The organism is Halioxenophilus aromaticivorans (assembly GCF_042850945.1).
Classification (GTDB): Bacteria; Pseudomonadota; Gammaproteobacteria; order Pseudomonadales; family Cellvibrionaceae; genus Halioxenophilus; species Halioxenophilus aromaticivorans.
The window spans coordinates 5107392-5125631 of the sequence record NZ_AP031496.1 but is presented as its reverse complement, the minus strand read 5'-3'; the positions used below and the strand labels follow the sequence as shown (position 1 = coordinate 5125631).

Genomic DNA, 18240 nt, shown 5'->3' with positions numbered 1-18240 from the left:
TTGCTAAGATTATGGATCTTCACATCCCTAGATAAAACCTTTGCGAGAAGAGCGTCTCTGTATTCAGCATGCAGCAAAATTAGCCTTTATTGACTAAAAATTCAACTTCCTTTCTAAGGGCCGTTGTATTTGCCCTAATCCGTAGTTCTTGATAATGCTGGGCTTTGGAGTGTAAAGGATTGGTGCTAAAGAGAAGCAATAGCTGACACCAAGCCAGGCCCATATACTAGTATCCAGCAAATGTTTTGGGTATATCCGATTCCGTTCCGACGTGGTTAGAACAGCACAAATATTACCTAACTTAACACACGAGTATTTACGAAGATTGCCAACTGGTTATCTTTTGTTCGCTGGTGAATGTGGTGTATATTTATCTAGTGCTGTATTTATAACCACTTATGTGATCGCTATGACTCGCCCCAGAAATACTCAGGTGTTAGACGTCAACTATCTTGGCCGGTCGGCGACAATTATGATGGCCGGTTAGGCGTGTTCAGTTTTAGTGTTGGTTGCCTTCTCTAGTTGCTGCTTCTTTCTATAGCTTTCTCCTTCTAATTCGATAATTGTCGCATGGTGGATGAGTCGATCTATGGCCGCTACCGTCATCATGCTGTCGGGGAAGATTTTGTCCCATGAGCCGAACGGTTGATTGGCGGTAATAATCAAGCTGCCGCTTTCGTAGCGATGAGCGATAAACTCAAACAGCACCTGGGTTTCTGCATCGGTCTTTTTTACATAGCCAATGTCGTCAATCACAATGACGCGATATTTATCCAGCTTGGTCATGGCAGCCATAAGGTCTAGATCACGTTTGGCCTGCTGCAACAGCTGAACCAGAGCGATTGCGGGGAACAGCTTGCAGCGTATACCGTGCTCGATAAGCTGATGGACCAAGGCGCTGGCGATGTGGGTTTTACCGGTACCGCTAGGGCCGATGAGCAACACGTTATCGGCATGCTCAGCCCATGATGCATCTTGCTTTAGCCGAGCCAGTTGGGCTTTGGTCTCTCTGTTTAGGCCATCGTCATTGAACTCAGTAAAGGTTTTACCTCCGGCCAGCTGTGCTTCACGTATCCACTTTTGTGTGCGGCGTTGGTAGCGGTCCGAGATTTCATACTCACACAGGGTTGCCAGGTATTGGGTGTGTGACCAACCCTTTTCGGTAGCCGTTTCCCAGAGTGACTGGTAGTGCCGGACAAACGCAGGCAAGCGTAACTCTTTTAGCAGTAAGGCGGTTGAGTCGTTCAAAAGGGTTCCTCCTCTGTCCAGGATTTTTGTGTCTTCAGCGATGACAGCAGTTCATCGTAGCTTTGCAGGTCATGCTGCCTGCCTTGCAGTTCTGGCACCGATTGGGAGGGCCGGAAGAACCGGTCTTGGATGTTTTTAATTGACGCGAACTTGCCGGATTTAACTTCAACAAGAAGCTCTTCGCCCAATTGCTTCTCTGCGTCGTATTCGTAGGCAAGTCGCAGCACGGTTACTATCCACTTACAGGCTTGACGCGACTCCAACGCTTTATCAGCGTATTGCCACAACTGGCGGTAATTGTCGTCAGGCAAGAGTTCATCACGCAGCTGTGAGTAGCGGAACGCTTGGGGCTTGGCTGCGAGCGCATGAATCAAATGTTTGTAATCAATGCTTTTTGCGCGAGTGTGGCCGTTAGCTGGATATATGCGAGCAAGTGTCAGCGCGACCTGCTGGCCTACATAGATCATTAATTTGTCGTGGTAGAGCCTAACCTGGACGCGCTCGCCAATCAGTCTCGACGGTACACTGTAAACCACCCGGCGAACCTCGATGGTCGATGAGCGAGTCACTTTCAGGTTAAGTGTTTGATAGTTAGCAGCTTGCTGCTCTGGTAAGCCTTGCAGTGCTTGTTTTTCTTTTTGGAAGCGAGAGTGTGAGCGTCGATTCAGGCGCTCAACAACTTGGTCGGTAAAGTGTTGGTATGACTCGATACTGTCAAAGTCGTGGCTGCCGCGAAGCTTAAGCTGTTGGGAGAGCCTACGTTTTAGCGAGCCGTTCGCGCATTCAACAATACCGTTTTCATGAGACTCTCCCAGATTGTTACGGGTCGGCGTCATATTGTAGTGACTGCACAAGTCAGCATAAGCATCCGTCCACAGGTTTTGTCGGTTGTTGCGTGCCGCGCTCAAACTATCGGTGCGGTGCTCAATGGGGCTGCCGCCCGCCTGCTGTAAGGCACGCTGTAAGCCTGTCGATAATGCTGCATAGCTTTCGCCGCCTTGGACAATCGTCACTGAGCGCCAGCCGCTAAAAGCCAAGCGAAATTGGTAGAGCAGATGCTTAAACGGCTCTCCGGCGATGGTTATAGCACTATCGGGGTGTGTGAAGTCAGAAAACCCTTGCCGTCCGGGTTCAGCCTGCTGGCGAAAGATGACGGGCTTGTCTGGCCCGTGTAACGCTTTCCACTGCTTCACTCGGCGTTGCAGGGTTCGCAATATGCGTTGGTCGTAATGGGTGGGGTAATGTTCTTCCAGGTATTCGAGTAGGGTTGTACCGGTAAGATCAGGCTCCGCCCGTAAGAGAGGTACGAGTTCAGTCTCCCAAACCGCTTCTAACGGATCTTCTCGGGTACGCCAGTTCCTATCGTGCTTAGGTCGCGGGGTTGTTGATGCATTCTCAATTCTACGTCCACTTCGAACTGAAATGCCGGCTTTGGCGGCGGCTGTTTCTTGGTTCATACCTTGTTGGCGATGCTGCATATACAGCTCCTCTTGTCGCTGGGTGATGTGTTGACCTGGCACCTTGAACTCCACACTGGATACAAGCTGCCAATTGTCACACCCAACCGGCCAAGATAGTTGTCGTCAACCGGTCATCCTAATTGTCGCCGAACACTCAGGTCTGTGTACAAGAAACGCCCTACTACCATGTCGTCTCGCGTTGTGTGCGGCGCACGTATCTGTGTGGCGTTGACCACAGCACTGGCCGTAGCTTTGAACACCGCCGAGCTTGGATCGAAGACAGAGTTCGTCTGCTTTCATCGATTTTCAGTATAGAGGTAAGTGCCTACGCAGTTATGTCCAATCACTACCACATAGTTGTAAAACTATGCCCAGAGGACGCACAGGCGTGGTCTTCAGAGGAGGTGTTAATACGGTGGACGAGCTTATTTAAAGGGCCAACACTGGTGCAGAGGTTTCTTGATGACCAAAATCTCAGCCCAGCTGAGTTAAAAGCAGTAAGTGACTGTGTTGATATCTTTCGTAAACGATTGACCAATCTTGGCTGGTTTATGAAGTGCCTTAACGAATCCGTTGCCCGCCAAGCCAATAAGGAAGACAACTGCACAGGCCACTTCTGGGAATCGCGCTACAAATCGCAAGCGTTGCTAAGCGAAGAAGCGCTGTTGTCGGCTATGTGCTACGTTGACCTAAACCCAGTGAGGGCCGGCATGGCAAGCACGCCAGAGGCATCTGACTACACCAGCATTCAAGAGCGTATTGAGCCAAAATTTGATGCAGAAAAAGCCGTTGCTGAGCAAATGGAGCAGGGTGCCATAACAAAATTTAATTTGCCGATTAAGCCTTTGCAGCCTTTCGCGGAGGTGATAAACAATGATACTCAAAATGACTTACCTTTCACTTTCATTGATTATCTGGAGTTGGTCGATTTTACCGGCAGGGCAGTGTTAGCCGATAAAAGAGGGGCCATTGAAAGTCACCTTCCGCCGATTCTTAAAAGACTCAATGTCAAATCCGACAGTTGGCTTAAAACTGCCACCCAATTCGAAGCCAGCTACCGATCCCACTTCACCAAAAGCCCTCCATCCTTACAGCGATCAGCGTAGACTGATTGTATCATGCCTTTTACTGGACCCCCTGGTTGCTCTGGGCGGGTGACTAGTGTCTGCCGATTTACTTTATAACCTAAAATGCATTCCTACGAGCCATTTTTAGTTTCAATTGCTATTGATTTTGTGTGGCCTGAGGATTGAATCGCTGTAGAGGGCGTTTTGCTTTGACTAGCTTTGTTGATTTTGAGTTCTTTTTTGAGAGTGCCTGTCCCCTTGAGGGCTTTTTGAGAGTGCCTGTCCCCTGGTGCCTGTAGTGGGCGCTCTGTTGCGACTGGCTTTGTTGATTTTGAGTTCTTTTTTGAGAGAATTTACAGTGCCTGTCCCCAGAGGGGCCCTTCCCCAGAGGGGCGCCCTTTTTTGAAAGTGCCTGTCCACGGTGGCTGGCTATTTGTGAGTGCCTGTCCCCTGGTGTGCCCCCCTGGTGTGCCCTGCCATAGTAGCTGCTAGTAGGGGCTGCCTGACCAATATCACTGCCAAATCATCAATCCTGGCCAAAAGGCAGGATTAATACAAAATAGGCTGTTGTTCATTTTTTTTATCATTCCTGACATTAATTTCATACTGTAATTGAACTGATAGATATACTTCTCTTCATCTTCAATTTTTATACCTAAAAATCCATACCATAAAAGGAGTTCAAAAACTTTATCTTGGAACTCAGCCTCTACGCCATACTCCCCAAGGATATTCATAATCTCTTCTTTTTTCAGTGAAGGATTACATCCAATAAAAGCGTAGAGTACATCATCCACTCTATTTTCTAAATCATGGATTTCGTATCCAACATCAGCCAGAAGATCCGTCGAATAGGCTTGCAACCCCTTTTCGATATCATCTTCAAGTATGCGCTCATGGTTCAAATTTATAGCAAAGCTCTTACACTGCCCTATCAAATTCAGTAAAAATCGAGGCCGCATCAACGATCTATCTATAAGAAACTGTGAGCTTTCTTCTCCCATATAGTGACTCACACAAATCTTTGGCCAGATGGCTTGGAACGAATTATCACCATTAACTTCATTAGAAATTATTCTTAGTCTGACTAACTCTCTAAGCAGGTCGGGATCAGTCCAATCTAACAGTGCGCTTGCTTCTTTTCCTCTATCCGAAGTTTCTTTTACTAGTAGCTCGAACACGTCATTTCGTAAAAATATGATGGTGTTAACATTTACATTCGATTTATTAAACTGGCGCTCTATTTTTTTTGTCGCATCGATAAGAGCACGAATTATCAAAAGATCTTCATGCTCAAGCCCACTCGTAGGCCAACCTTTATCAATGTTATCAAACAGGAGCCAGCACGTTTCTTTATGAGTCATGTACTCTATTACTTGTTTTGCCAGCTCTCTTACGTCGTGACAATACAGCATTTCAGTCAACTTCGAAGCGTTTAATCTAACTCCTCTTTGGTCTCCATGTTTAGATCTATATTCAGTAGATATATTTTCCATAAGTGAGCCCATCCGCTCTGAGAAATCACCTTCAGTTTCATAACCTTCTGCATGGTAGAGTTCTGCAAGTTTCCTGTAGGGTTCATATAAATGATGATCATGCTTATGCTGCTCTCTATCCTTTTCTAGTATCTTGTAACAGATTTCAAGCAACAAAACATATTCCCAAAAAGCCATGATGGTGTGCTGAAATGTGCCTTCCTCTAAGAATGTAAGAATAAGTTCCTTGAACTTGATCAATTTATATCCGTCAGGCTTCAAGTCTAAAACAATGTTTCCTTGTTTGTTTCGCTCTCTATCTCTAACTTGTAGAAATATCGCAGATTTTCCAGAACCTTTTCTACCAACGACAATATTTACCTCGCCCCTTAAAGACCGTAAAAATTGATCGGTTTTTAGATAATAGTTTTCCAGCGTTCGCATTTCATTTTCAGCTGAAGATGCCCCAAGGTCGAGCGACTGTAAAAATGTATCTTCGCTTTCTACAACTTCTTTGGTTTCTTGTTGAAATGCTTCCGCAACCTTTCCCGCAAACTCTGCAATGCACTCATTTACGTCGTTAGGGTGATAGGTGAAATTTACAAAATCTCTATAATCTAAAGGAACAGGCTCTTCTTGATGTTGCAGCATACATAGAGCCTTTTCCATGCCCTGTGATAACCCCGAGACAAACGCGCCACGCATATTATGGACTTCCGCTCCAACGGAGTTGGAAGACAAGAGTGGCACAACCACGCCATGAGACTGAGCCACCTGACCTATAGCATCATTTGCAGATAATCTAGGCTGCTCATTTGGGTCAAATGATCTAAACAGATATCTCGCTTTTTTGATTCTTGAAACTATCCGAGATGCCCAATCAGTTTTATGCAGCCCTTCCATTAAATATACTGGAGACTTGGTATTTATTTTGTTTGGTATTTTTAAAGGATTAACCTTGCATGCATTACCTATATGACGCGCCAATTCCGCTGAGTTTTGATATGTCTGAAATCCTAATGTATCGAAAATTCCTACTTCTCGTATTGTCGGTGAACTTTCTTTTATACTTGAGTTTTTAGTTATAAAAACTCGCTTACCCTTACCGATTGCATAAGCAATTTCATATGTAACGTTAAAGTTAAGCACCGAGATGTCTGCAACGAGAAAGTCACAGTTATCAATTCCCTCAATAACCATTTCTGAAATAAAGTGACCGGGTATATCTAGCGCTCGCCATGTTTCGACTAAAAATTCAGAGCCCATATTGGCTGATTTAACTGCAGCTTCTATCGTTTGGCCAATTTCCGAGGGGTTAGATGCGTATGCAAAGAAGCCCTTTAGCTTTTCCGTCACTATTATCTCCTAGTTATTCTTAAGTATGTACTTCCAGCTCGGAGGCACTCCTTAGACCACATCACTTTTTCTGCTTTAACCGTACTTTCGCATCAATTATTTCACCATTGCCATAAAATAACCGAATGTTTGAAGGTGCCTGTCCCTTTTGCCTCTATGATAGTGCCTGTCCCTTATTATGTCCTTATTATGGCCTCTTTTGGAACGGAGGTCCGCTGGCTGACTTGGTTATGCATTTTCTTCCTCTCTTGTACTATAGGATGCCATCAAACTACAGCCGAGAGATAGGTAGGTTGCTGGAACTATATATATCCATAGACCAAATAACGATACTATTTTCTGCCGGAGAGATTCCTCAGATTCAGAGTTAACTTTAACTGCTTTGAAACGCTCTTCCCCGTCAGTTAGAAACGCAAAGTAAACGCCAGCGAAAACAAGAAGCCCTATCCCCCAGGCCAATAATCCTTTGTTTTTTATTGGATTTTTAATGGACTCCAATATAAAAATAATTAGCGGTAAAATTGAGAACATAACCAATACAATCACTAAAAATGCATACCATCCATTTTCCATCCTAAATTCTCCTTTCGTTTGTTTTCACTCAATAATTTTTGCTGCGCATAACGCCGCGCTCTGCGGCAAATTTGGAGCGCAGTGGAAAATTTGTCCGACAGCAGCGCCTTGTTATAGCTTTACATCGGAAGTTTCCAACTAGAACTTGCCCTACGGAATTGAGGATCTTCCGTCTTCGGTGCAGTGTAATACTCATCATCAATTTGAAACTGAGAGGCCAGCAAATCTCTATGCCCGCCTAAACGCTCTATAGAAGTAAGCTCATTGGCGATATCTTTGAATATTGTAGAAAAGGCTTTACTTTGATTGCTTTTCATAAAGTCCGGTGTGCTAAGAGCGAATTCCTTATCAGGTATGGCTGGAATTCCGAAGGGAGAAGTTAAGGAATTTATTGTTTTAATCAAAAAGCTACCTTGTATTCCTTGAGGAGAAGGAACTCCATAAGTCCTTTTTAAATCACCTGATATTTTATCTAACTCAGAAAGCAGCTTTGTGGTTTTGACGTTCCCTTTAGCTAGACCAGATTCGTCATAAGCAATTTTTATCTCTCGAAGTGTTTCTCTAGTAACCATGAAATGATTGGATTTCTTAACCTCTAATGCTGCACCGATAGAATTTTGTATTCCACCTGATTCTTGTGCAAGCCAAGCACTAAAAATGGGAATATCCATACTTACAGTCGCAGCTCGACCATGATCTACAACTTCAGAAATTGATGTGGATATCTTTTGTGAAAGATTAGATAGTACTTTTGCGGAGAAGTCATGACCAAAAGCCCCTGTCTTTTTCATCCAATGTAGCTGATAAGCATGCCTAATTGGATGAATAAAAGAATCAGCCCGCAAATGCTTCGCGGCAATACTGTAGTAGATTGACTTAAAAGCAAGCCAGTTCAGAGAAGCAATAAACATTTCTAAAGGGCGAGTAACACCGCCTAGCCCATCTACTTGCTTTTGGAATTCCTCAGATGTATGCACATGCCCCTTAGAGCTGATCAAGGTGGCATTGGTTGACCAGTACCCTTTCGTTGAACCAACGTCGGATAACTCATTGAAAATAGCCGAGCTTAATTCACTGTATTTTTCGTACTCTGGGGTATTCGGTTGACCTAACATCTTCATGGTTAAATAGTAAACACTGGACCGCATATCCCATGTGCAAACCATATTGAGCTTTAATAATTCTACTAACTCACGAAAATCATCATCAGCAAACTCCCCGCCACGTATTTCAGGCTTAATTGACCTTGCCTGCTTTTGTGACAATGCTTCTACTTGATCAAGACCATAAGAATTTGGCGATAGGAATCTAATAAAATCAAAATTCTTTATTCTCGAATCCCTATGCTCTTCCTTATAGTTGTCTACGCATATCAAGTCATCATAGAAAAGGATTGCCTGTATAAGATTTTCAAAAGCTACCAAATCGCCATTTATAGTATCAGGGTTCTTAACAACAACTCGTCCAACTGCTCTTTCTACAGCAGTCAGAGAAGCATTATCGATTAGGGCGTATGACATTCTATCCTCGACAATTCGGAGCTATAACAATTTAACACCCGACAGGTATCCGTGCGATTCGTCATATATCTAAGCAATAGTAAGTACACCCTAACTAGCATGCGTCATTAATCTCTCGGCCTGGTAAGACCTTGCCGATCGCTAGATAGGCGCCACGTCACATATCCTCGAATAAATCCTTTTCACCGACAACTGTCGCTATATTCAGCGTTCGTCAAAACTAGCCTTAGTTGATTAAAAGTTCAATAATATTTTAGCTGCCCATAATATTGCGGTCCGCTATACGCCAGCTGGTTCGGGCTGCTTAACCCTGTGAATCTACCAGTTCGTTCCTGGTTATAGACGTTACATATCATGTGAATCTATGAGATAGACACGCCATATAAATATTCGAATATTTTGAATGTTTCGTATATTTCGTTTGTGCTATCCTCTGGGGAATCATCCACGTGTGATTACTTTATAACGTCATGAATTCTGGAGGTTCGTTGTGTCCGCTCAAAAAATAGTCCACTTGCCTACCAGTACAGAGGTAGAGCAAGCGAAGATATCAAGCCGTACCCTGTCCAAGTATGCGAACGTGGAACGCGTTCAGCTCTCATTGCTTGGTAGCAATGGTGAGTCCGATGAGCTGGTGCTACCTGGGCATGTGCTGCAAATGCTGCTCGATGTGTTGTCTGAGACGTCTAAAGGTAATGCGATTAGTCTGATTCCGCATCACCAAGAGGTCAGTACTCAGGAGGCCGCCAACTTGCTCAATGTAAGCCGCCCCTTTTTGGTCGGTTTGCTGGAGAAGGGCGAGGTTCCCTTTCGCAAGGTCGGTGCCCACCGCCGGGTATTGCTAACCGATGTCTTGGCTTATCGGGAGAAGACAGAGCAGCTGCGTAGCAAGGCTCTGGATGAGCTGGTTGCGCTATCTCAAGATGAGGGAATGGGGTACTGAGCAGCCGTGAGCAAGTTCACTGTAGTGTACGATGCTTGTGTTTTGTATCCCGCGCCTCTGCGGCATACTTTAATGCGTTTAGCCCTGACAGGCTTGTTTAAGGCGCACTGGACGGATCAGATTCACGAAGAGTGGATTAATGCACTGTTACGGCAAGGAAAATATACTCGCGATAAATTGGAACGCATACGCGACTTGATGAATGCCCATGTAAAAGATGCCAGAGTCACGGGGTACAAATCTTTGATTGGGACTCTTCAATTACCGGACGCTGATGATCGCCACGTGCTGGCAGCAGCTATCCGTTGTAATGCGGATGCTATCGTTACTCTGAATCTTAAAGACTTTCCTGCAGCTGGTTTGAAACCATATGGAATCGAACTACTTCACCCAGACGATTTTATCTATTACCAGATTGATATGGCTCCGGCGCTTTGTTGTTCAGCCATCAAGAAGCAGCGAACAGCGTTAAAGAATCCCCAGATTAACGTCGATGAGTTCCTGGCTATTTTGCAGAAACAACAACTCCCCCAAACAGTGTCGAAACTTAAAGAGTTTTCTGACTTTCTCTAACCGCCTGGGGTTACAGTTAAAAAGCCCCGCTGGTGCGATAGTTGGCTGTGGTGCGTATGGAGAGTGGGGTAGAGGCGGAATGTGGGCTACGTCCGTGTAGCCCAGCCCTCCGGGCCCAGCCTTCGGCTGTCCAAATTTGCTCCCGGCAAATTTGTCGAGCTATGGTTCGATCCCTACCACTCAGGCACCATAAAAAAACCCCTTAGTACCGAGGTACTAAGGGGTTTGTTTATGGTGCCCGGAGGCGGAATCGAACCACCGACACGGGGATTTTCAATCCCCTGCTCTACCGACTGAGCTATCCGGGCTAAATCGGTTAGGGCTGCTGCCCCTAAAGAGGCGCGTATTAAACCCGCTCGGCTCTTTGGAGTCAAGAGCTTGGGAGATAAAAATGTTGTGAAATCAGTCGTTTGAATTCTGATCAGCGCCAGCTTGGCTGGGTGGCACGTAGCCTTCTACTTGGTCGGTTTCTTCGCCGGCGAAGAATTTGTCCATTTGTTCGCTGAGGTAGGTGCGGGCGCCCATGTCCATCATGTTGAGTTGGCGCTCGTTGATGAGCATGGTTTGAAATTTCATCCAGTCGGCCCAGGCCTGTTTGGAGATGTTGTCGTATAGGTCTTGGCCTTTGGCGCCGGGATAGGGCGGGCGGTTTAGGCCTTCCAGTTCTTGCTTATATTTGCGGCACAATACGGTTCGACTCATGGCTTGGCCTTGCTCTCTGTAGTAGGGTTGATTCATTAAAGCGTCTTATCGGCTGGGCATTATAGCCGTTTTGTGAATGCGTTTCTGGCGTGTGTGCGTTGGTAATCGCTGCGCGCCATTAACGCCGTTTTGAGGTGATGTGAATGAATCAATTGCTGTTTTTGTGTACTGCCAATTACTATCGCAGCCGGTTTTCGGAGCAGTATTTTAACCACCACGCCGCGCTTGCCGGCTTAAATTGGCGGGCGGATTCCAAGGCCATTACCCGCCATCCGCTGTTTGAAGGGGTGGAGGGGCCTATGTCTCCACATTCTATTCAATACCTAAGCGAGATTGGTTTGGAGGCCGATACCAGCCGCTTTCCGGCGCGGGTGGAGGATGAGCATTTTGATCAGTACCACCGGGTGATTGCCGCCAGCCGGGATGAACATTACCCCATGATGCAGCAGCACTTTCCCCACCGGGCGAATGGCATCCATTACTTTACGGTGGAAGACTTGCACATCTATGGGCCAGAGCGTGCCTTACCGCATTTGGTGCAGTCTTTGGATGCCTTGTTAGAAGAGCTGCGGTTGGCCGGTTGAATGCCCGCTGTGCAGTTGTTTTAGCAGCTTTACCACCGGCGCGGCCAAGCCCAGCTCGCCGGTGTCGGTCAGCGCAACCCAGCGCTGGTTGCCTTCACTTACCCCCGTTACTGCCTTGTCTAAATTCACCCGTACCGGTTCTATATCTAAGTGATAGTGGCTAAAGGTGTGCCTAAAGCCCTGCCAGGTTTCGCACTGTGGCCCTGAGCCAGTAATCGGGGTGATGGCTTGTAGAGCAGTATCGATGTCCTCTTCCACACTGATCTCAGGAAAGCACCACAGACCACCCCAAATACCCGAGGGCGGGCGTTTCTGCAGCAAAATATGCCCCTGTGGGTTGGTGATCATCAACATGCGGGTTTGCTTTACCGGTTTTTTGCTTTTGGGCTTTTTGCCGGGGTAGTCCGTGGGGTTGCCCTGGGCGGAGGCTTGGCAGGTTTTGTTCAGCGGGCAGGCGGGGCAGTCGGGTTTGCTGCGGGTGCAGAGGGTGGCGCCCAGGTCCATCATGGCTTGGGTGTAGTGGTTGCAGTCTTCAACCGGGGTTAGGCCCTCGGCGATTTGCCACAGTTGGTCGTGCACTTTGGTTTGGCCGGGCCAGCCGGGCACGGCGTAGTGCCGGGCCAGCACGCGCTTTACGTTGCCGTCCAAGATAGGGGCGCTAATGCCCATGCTGATGGAGGCAATGGCGCCGGCGGTGGAGCGGCCAATGCCGGGCAGCTCGGCCAGGCCGTCTACGCTGCGCGGAAATCGCCCGCCGTGCTCTGCCACCACGGTTTGCGCGCACTTGTGCAGGTTGCGGGCTCGGGCGTAGTAGCCCAGGCCCGTCCACAGGGCCAACACGTCATCCACCGGGGCTTCGGCCAAAGCTTTTACGCTGCTAAAGCGCTGCATAAAGCGCTCAAAGTAGGGGATTACCGTGGTTACCTGGGTTTGCTGCAGCATAATTTCAGATACCCATACGCGGTAGGGGCTGATCTTTTTTTGCCAGGGCAGGTTTTTACGGCCGTGTTGGTGGTACCAGCCAAACACCCGCTGTTGAAAGCGGGTGGCGGTGCGTTTATCGGTCACTCGAATATAGGCTCTAATCGCGTTTAAACAAATCTTTTAGTAATTCGCTGGTGCCTTCGCCCAGCTCGTCGTCGATTTTATCCTTGAGACGATCTTTTTTCTCGTCCAATCGCTGTTCTGCCTCGTCTTTTTTAGCCTCGACCTTGGCTTTTGCCTTGGCCTCGGCGTAATCCTTAACGGCTTCGCGAATGGCGCGGTCGTCCAGGCCGCAGGCTTGGGTGGGCTCGAGCAGGCTGCCTTTGCAGCGCACCAAAGACAGCGCCTTGCCCACCAGCCAGCTACTCGTAGCCGGGCAACCCTCGCGCTGGGTGAGTGGTTGCGAAAACTGCACCGGCAGCTGTACATCCAAACTCTGCTTGCCTAGATCCACCTTGCCGAGAGCGCCCAGGTTGAACTGCTCCACACCGGCGGAAAGCTCCTCGATGGTGGCGGTTTGGTTGGCGTAACTGATTTTGACGTTGAGGTCCTGCATTTGGGTCAGCGCCGGCCAGTCGATATTGGCCAGGCTTTCGCCCTGCACCAAGGCCACGGCCTGGCACACCATCTTCTCTATATTAATCGGCACCAGCTGCAGGCTTTGGGTATTGGCGTTGATGTTGGCCTTGGCGTTTTCCATCCAATGGCTAACGGTGTTGCCTTGGGTATTGAGGGTGACCTTGCCGTTGGCCAGGCCTGCCAGCACAAACTTCTGCGGCGTGTCGCCGGTGGCCAGGGCGGCCAAAAGGGGTTTGATGGCCACGCCCTGGCCGTCGCCGGTAAAGCTTACACTGGGGGTTTTGCTGCGGGCGTCTAGCTGGCCTTTCGCCTTCAGTTGGCCTTGGTAAAAGTCGGCGCTGAGGTTGTCCAGTTTGGCCAGCCCTTGGCTGCTGTTAGCGGCCAGTTTTAGGTTGGCCAGTTCTAGGTTGTGGGCCTTGAGTTTGCTAAAGGTAACAGAGGCCTTGGCGTTCAGAGTTTGCAGGGCGCTGAAATCCAATGGTGTTTCTGGTGTGGTGGGCTGCGTTGCACCGGCTTCGGTTTCCGCCGGGGTTGCTTCGGCAGGCGGCGGCAGATAACGGTCTGCATTCAGTTCGGTGCCAGCCAGTTTGATGTCTATATCGCTGCCGTTACGAATCCGCGCTGAGCCGGTAATGCGGGTTTGGTCCAGGCCAAAGTTTAGGTTGTTGATGGCTATGTCATCTAAGTTGCCGCTGGCATCCAGGCTCAAATCCACGGCTTGCAGGGTGCTGTTGTCGGCGGTAACGGGCAGCTCGATATTTAAATCGGTGAGCAGTTGGCGGGCGTTGATGGTGGGCACATTGAGCTTGGCTTGCAGCTTGCCTTGGGCGTCTAACTGGCCGCTTAATTGTGTGGTTTTGCCGTTGATTTTAGCGGCCAGGGGTTGCACCTTGAGCACGCCGTCGGCCAGTTTGGCAGTAAGCTGCGGGGTGTTTTGGGCAATGCCCATGGCGCTGATTTGCTCAAAGCCAATGTTGATGTCGGCGCTGTATTGGTTGAGAACCGCCAGCGGTGCTTCGCCATCGGTGGTGGGCTCCGGCAGGGCTTCTTCGGGTATTTCTGCCGGCGGCGCGTTGGCGTCTGGCAGGTAGTCGTCCACATTAATGGTGCTGCCAGTAAGTTGCAGCTGCAGCTGGTTTTGGTTTGCCAGTTCGGCCTTGCCGTTAATGCTAGTGTCGTCCAGGGTAATGGCAATGGGGTTGATGCTTAAGTTGTCTGGGGTGCCTGCAACGCTTAGGTTAAAACCAACCCGGGTCAGCGACTTAGGGTTGTGGGTTTGCAGCGGTTGGGCGGTGAAGTTGTTGGCTATGGCCTTTACGTCGGTGGGGGTCAGTTCGGCGTGGGCTTTTATGGTGGGGTTGGTCAGTAAGTTTGTAATATCAGCGCCAAATTCCAGGGTTATAAACGATTTTTCCTTTACATCGCTGTTGCCCATTTCACTGTTGAGGTGGCCCTGTTTTAACTTAAGGTGTTTAAAATCCTGGGTGAGGGTAACCGCGGTTTCCAGCGAGCCACTGTTCATTAAGGTTTGTTTTAATGCGCCGTGGTTAATCTCCGCCGCCCATTCCACCCGCACCGGGAACTCTATGCCATCCAAGTTAAGGCGGTTGATCTCCGCACCCAGCGGGCGTAGGCGAATGTCGGTGTCACTGCGTTGGTCTATGTAGCGGATTTCGGCATTCTTTAATTGTATGCTGTTGGCCGCCAGGGATAGCGAATGGCCTTTGTTGTCGGTAACCGTGGGTTCGCTGGGCGGCTCACTGGCAGTGGGGCTTTGGTCATCTTCTTTGAGCAGGTGTTGCCAGCTGGTGTTGCCGTTTTTATCGATGCTTAAATTTGCGCTTAGGCCATCCAGCAGTACGTGGTCTACGGCCACTTGCTTGCGTAATAGCGGCAGCACCATAACCGAGGCGCGGACTTCTTTAACGCTGGCTAGCGCCGGTTGGCCGGCGTCAGCGCCCAACAGTTGGGCGTCGTTAACGGCGATGCCCAGGCGTGGAAAAAACTGCCAGCTCAGCTCGCCGTTTAACGCAATGGGGTAGCCCTGCTGTTGGGCGAGTTCTTCTATCTGGGGTTTGTAGTCGTTTGGGTCTATGAATGTGGTAATGGCCACCATGGCGGCCCCGGTAAAGCCAACTAAAGCGGCACCGGCAATGGCCAGTGTTTTCAGGGCTGATTTCATGCAATTTACCTTGTCTTGTTGTAGCCTTGTCGAGCTTTATAGCGCACGACTTAGATCAATTCTGCGGTAACTGTTCCCAGGATCTTGTTGTTTGTCTAAATAATAGTGGTTATTATTTGCGTCCAATTCTTGTCGAGCCGCCGAGTTGCTCGCCATCCTGTCTCTCATCGATTTACTGAGTTCCTATGACTGTTAAAAACCGTATGGATATCGTCACCGCTCGCGTGCTGTTAGTTGTGGCCGCGCTATGCGCCCTGGCTGGTTGTGGCCAGCAAACCAACAGCGACAACGTTATTACAGTGTATACCGCTCGCAACGAACAGCTGATAAAACCGCTGTTTGATCAGTACTCCAAAGAAACCGGTGTAGAAATTCGCTATATCACCGATGACGCCGGGCCTTTGTTGGCGCGTTTAAAAGCAGAGGGAGAGAATACGCCAGCGGATTTGTTTATTACGGTGGATGCGGGCTTTTTATGGCAGGCGTCAGAAGTGGGCGTTTTGGCGCCGGTGGATTCACAAACCCTGTTGGATAACATCCCCGCGCCGCTGCGTTCGCAAAAGAACGATTGGTACGGTTTATCCTTGCGAGCGCGCACCATTGTTTACGCCACAGATCGCGTAAAGCCGGAAGACCTCAGCACCTACGAGGCCCTGGCCGAAGCGCCTTGGAATGGCCGCTTGTGTTTGCGTACCTCTAAAAAGGTTTATAACCAATCCCTGGTTGCCACCATGATCAAAACCCTGGGCGAGCCAGAGGCCGAGCGCATTGTGGGCGGTTGGGTTAAAAACCTGGCAACCGCGCCGTATTCCAACGATGTAAAAGCCATGGAGGCGGTTGCCGCTGGCCAGTGCGATGCCACCATCGTAAATACCTACTATTTTGGCCGTTTGCACCGTGATAACCCTGATATCAACCTAGCCATCTTCTGGCCCAACCAAGATGACCGGGGTGTGCACATTAATGTGTCTGGAGCGGGGGTTACCAAATACGCTAAAAACCCAGAAGGTGCGCTCAAGTTGCTGGAGTGGTTAAGCCAGAGCGAGGCCCAATACCTATTTGCCGAGGCCAACCAAGAATACCCAGTGAACCCCGATGTAAAACCCTCCGAAGAGGTGCAATCTTGGGGTGAATTTAAGCCCGATAGCATCAACGTAGAGGCCGCTGGCCGCCTGCAAGCTGAAGCCATCAAGTTGATGGATCGAGTGGGTTACCAATAATTGGCGGTGTTCGGAAGCGCTTCTGCTGCACCCGCTAAACGGGTGGGCAGGTCAGCGCCCGCCAGCGGTGTGTGGCGGCTCCCCACCTACCTGGTTGCTGCCTTGGTGCTGATGCCCTTGGCGGTGATTGCCTTTTCCTGGTTCGACCCGCAGCCAGACATCTGGGCTCACTTGCTAGAAACCCAGTTGTGGCGGCTGTTTAAAAACACCGTACTGTTGCTGCTGGGTGTGGGCGTTATTGTTGCCCTGTTGGGTGTCAGTTTGGCTTGGTTGGTAGCCACCTGCGAATTTCCTGGCCGGCGCTGGCTGGATTGGGGCCTAATGCTGCCCCTGGCCGTGCCTCCGTACGTTCTTGCGTTTGTGTTTTTGGGCTTATTTGATTACGCCGGACCGGTAAATACATGGGCTAGACAAAGCTTGGGCTGGGAGCAGGGCTTCGGTGATGTGCGTTCCCCGGCGGGGGTAATTGTGGTGATGGCTCTAGTGTTGTACCCCTACGTTTATATGCTGGCCCGCAGCGCGTTTATGGCCCAGGGCCGAGAGCTAATGGACGCTGCTCGCAGTTTGGGAGTGTCTCCCACCCGGGGCTTTTTTAAGGTGGCTCTGCCTATGGCGCGGCCGGCCATTGCCGCGGGTATGGCGTTGGCGCTGATGGAAACCCTGGCCGATTTTGGTGCGGTGTCGGTGTTTAACTTTGATACCTTTACCACGGCTATTTATAAGGCTTGGTTTGGGTTTTACAGCTTGTCGGCGGCGGCCCAGTTGGCCTCTCTGTTGCTGTTGGTGGTGTTGTTAGCCTTGTGGGGCGAGCAAGCCGCTCGCAAGGGCCGGCGTACCGCCAGCAAATCCCGTCAGCATGCCCGCTACCAACTGCGCGGCGGCCGAGCCGTTGCCGCCAGTGGGTTTTGCCTATGCGTATTTGCCCTGGCGTTTTTTATTCCGGTTTGCCAGTTGGTGGCCTGGACGCTGGAGCACCTGCAGGATTTTAATCCGCGCTATTGGCACTTTGTTAAAAACTCCCTGGTGCTGGCGGTGTTGGCATCCGTGGTTGCGGTTACCCTGGCGTTATTGGCGGCTTTTGGCCAGCGCCAGTGCCCCTCGGCGGGCTTGGGTTTTAGCTCGCGATTGGCCAGCCTAGGTTACGCCCTGCCGGGCTCGGTGCTGGCGGTAGGCATTTTGTTGGTGCTCACATTGATTGAAAACAACCTGCTACAACCGGTGGCGCGTTGGTTGGGCGTGGGCCAGGTATTAATGGGCTCGTTGTTGGCCCTGGTGTTGGCCTACGTGATTCGCTTTTACTCCGTGGCCTTTGGCCCGGTGCAATCTAGCCTGGAGGCCATTCGGCCCAGCTACCAAGAGGTGGCCCAAACCCTGGGCGCCGGCCGCTGGCGGATTCTGCGCCAGGTCTACTTGCCCATGTTGCGGCCGGGTATATTAACCGCCGCTCTGCTGGTGTTGGTGGATACTTTAAAAGAAATGCCCGCCACACTACTGTTGCGGCCCTTCGGCTGGGATACCCTGGCGGTGCGAATATTTGAGATGACCGCGGAGGGCCAGTGGGAGCAGGCGGCGCTGCCGGCGGTTACCCTGGTGGTGGTGAGCATTATGCCGGTGGTTATGATGATTCGCCGAAGCCGCTAACGGTAACGTTTGATGATTATCATCTTAGGGCTCGACCAAAGAAGGGCAAATTGGTCGTCAATTCGGGCATAAGTTTGCCGCTAGGGCTTTACTGTTTGCCACGATCTATTTTCTAATACGCTTTTTTGCAGCC

Annotated in this window: 14 protein-coding genes and 1 tRNA gene; 6 read left to right on the top strand and 9 right to left on the bottom strand. The window is 49.7% G+C overall.

Features of this window, described 5'->3' with window-relative positions; genetic code table 11:
- Positions 1–483 precede the first annotated feature (483 nt).
- Together istB and istA are read right to left on the bottom strand one after the other, a co-directional pair.
- Positions 484–1248: an IS21-like element helper ATPase IstB gene (gene istB / locus ACGHM3_RS21850; protein WP_390517644.1), complete on the bottom strand. Its 765-nt coding sequence runs from the start codon at positions 1246–1248 to the stop codon at positions 484–486.
- Positions 1245–2768: an IS21 family transposase gene (istA, locus tag ACGHM3_RS21845; protein ID WP_390517641.1), complete on the bottom strand. Its 1524-nt coding sequence runs from the start codon at positions 2766–2768 to the stop codon at positions 1245–1247. Before istA ends, istB begins: the two co-directional genes overlap by 4 nt.
- Positions 2769–2848: 80 nt before the next feature.
- Here istA and ACGHM3_RS21840 point away from each other — a divergent pair, with 80 nt between their 5' ends.
- Entirely contained in the window at positions 2849–3814 is a 966-nt protein-coding gene (locus tag ACGHM3_RS21840; RefSeq protein ID WP_345420789.1) for a transposase, read from the top strand.
- 473 nt (positions 3815–4287) lie between these two features.
- On the opposite strand, the gene ACGHM3_RS21835 is transcribed toward ACGHM3_RS21840, so the two are convergent.
- The 3 genes from ACGHM3_RS21835 to ACGHM3_RS21825 form a co-directional block, all read right to left on the bottom strand.
- Positions 4288–6606, bottom strand: coding sequence for a P-loop ATPase, Sll1717 family (locus ACGHM3_RS21835; protein WP_345420792.1), 2319 nt, complete (start codon positions 6604–6606; stop codon positions 4288–4290).
- Positions 6607–6834: 228 nt separating this feature from the next.
- Positions 6835–7179, bottom strand: coding sequence for a hypothetical protein (locus ACGHM3_RS21830; RefSeq protein ID WP_345420795.1), 345 nt, complete (start codon positions 7177–7179; stop codon positions 6835–6837).
- A 119-nt stretch (positions 7180–7298) separates the two neighbouring features.
- A complete protein-coding gene (locus ACGHM3_RS21825) occupies positions 7299–8699 on the bottom strand; it encodes a hypothetical protein (protein ID WP_345420798.1) in 1401 nt (466 codons plus the stop codon).
- 490 nt (positions 8700–9189) lie between these two features.
- On the opposite strand from ACGHM3_RS21825, the gene ACGHM3_RS21820 reads away from it, so the two are divergent.
- Positions 9190–9642 (top strand): excisionase family DNA-binding protein, encoded by a 453-nt coding sequence (locus ACGHM3_RS21820; protein WP_345420802.1) that lies wholly within the window; start codon positions 9190–9192, stop codon positions 9640–9642.
- A gap of 6 nt (positions 9643–9648) precedes the next feature.
- Positions 9649–10215 carry a putative toxin-antitoxin system toxin component, PIN family gene (locus tag ACGHM3_RS21815; protein WP_390517636.1) on the top strand — a complete coding sequence of 189 codons (567 nt, stop codon included), beginning with the start codon at positions 9649–9651 and terminating at the stop codon, positions 10213–10215.
- Between the two features lie 232 nt (positions 10216–10447).
- On the opposite strand, the gene ACGHM3_RS21810 is transcribed toward ACGHM3_RS21815, so the two are convergent.
- Both ACGHM3_RS21810 and ACGHM3_RS21805 read right to left on the bottom strand, forming a co-directional pair.
- Positions 10448–10523, bottom strand: a tRNA-Phe gene (locus ACGHM3_RS21810).
- 94 nt (positions 10524–10617) lie between these two features.
- Positions 10618–10917, bottom strand: a complete 300-nt coding sequence (locus ACGHM3_RS21805) for an oxidative damage protection protein (protein WP_345421129.1) — start codon at positions 10915–10917, stop codon at positions 10618–10620.
- Between the two features lie 143 nt (positions 10918–11060).
- On the opposite strand from ACGHM3_RS21805, the gene ACGHM3_RS21800 reads away from it, so the two are divergent.
- Positions 11061–11501 carry a hypothetical protein gene (locus tag ACGHM3_RS21800; protein ID WP_345420806.1) on the top strand — a complete coding sequence of 147 codons (441 nt, stop codon included), beginning with the start codon at positions 11061–11063 and terminating at the stop codon, positions 11499–11501.
- Here ACGHM3_RS21800 and mutY read toward each other — a convergent pair.
- Together mutY and ACGHM3_RS21790 are read right to left on the bottom strand one after the other, a co-directional pair.
- Positions 11475–12569, bottom strand: a complete 1095-nt coding sequence (mutY, locus tag ACGHM3_RS21795; protein WP_345420809.1) for an A/G-specific adenine glycosylase — start codon at positions 12567–12569, stop codon at positions 11475–11477. The genes ACGHM3_RS21800 and mutY overlap by 27 nt on opposite strands.
- Before the next feature lie 13 nt (positions 12570–12582).
- Positions 12583–15246: an AsmA family protein gene (locus tag ACGHM3_RS21790; protein ID WP_345420812.1), complete on the bottom strand. Its 2664-nt coding sequence runs from the start codon at positions 15244–15246 to the stop codon at positions 12583–12585.
- Between the two features lie 185 nt (positions 15247–15431).
- Between ACGHM3_RS21790 and ACGHM3_RS21785 the strand changes: the two genes are divergently transcribed.
- Together ACGHM3_RS21785 and ACGHM3_RS21780 are read left to right on the top strand one after the other, a co-directional pair.
- Complete coding sequence (locus ACGHM3_RS21785) at positions 15432–16466, top strand: extracellular solute-binding protein (RefSeq protein ID WP_345420814.1); 1035 nt, start codon at positions 15432–15434, stop codon at positions 16464–16466.
- A gap of 69 nt (positions 16467–16535) precedes the next feature.
- Positions 16536–18107 (top strand): iron ABC transporter permease, encoded by a 1572-nt coding sequence (locus ACGHM3_RS21780; RefSeq protein ID WP_345420817.1) that lies wholly within the window; start codon positions 16536–16538, stop codon positions 18105–18107.
- Positions 18108–18240: the final 133 nt, after the last annotated feature.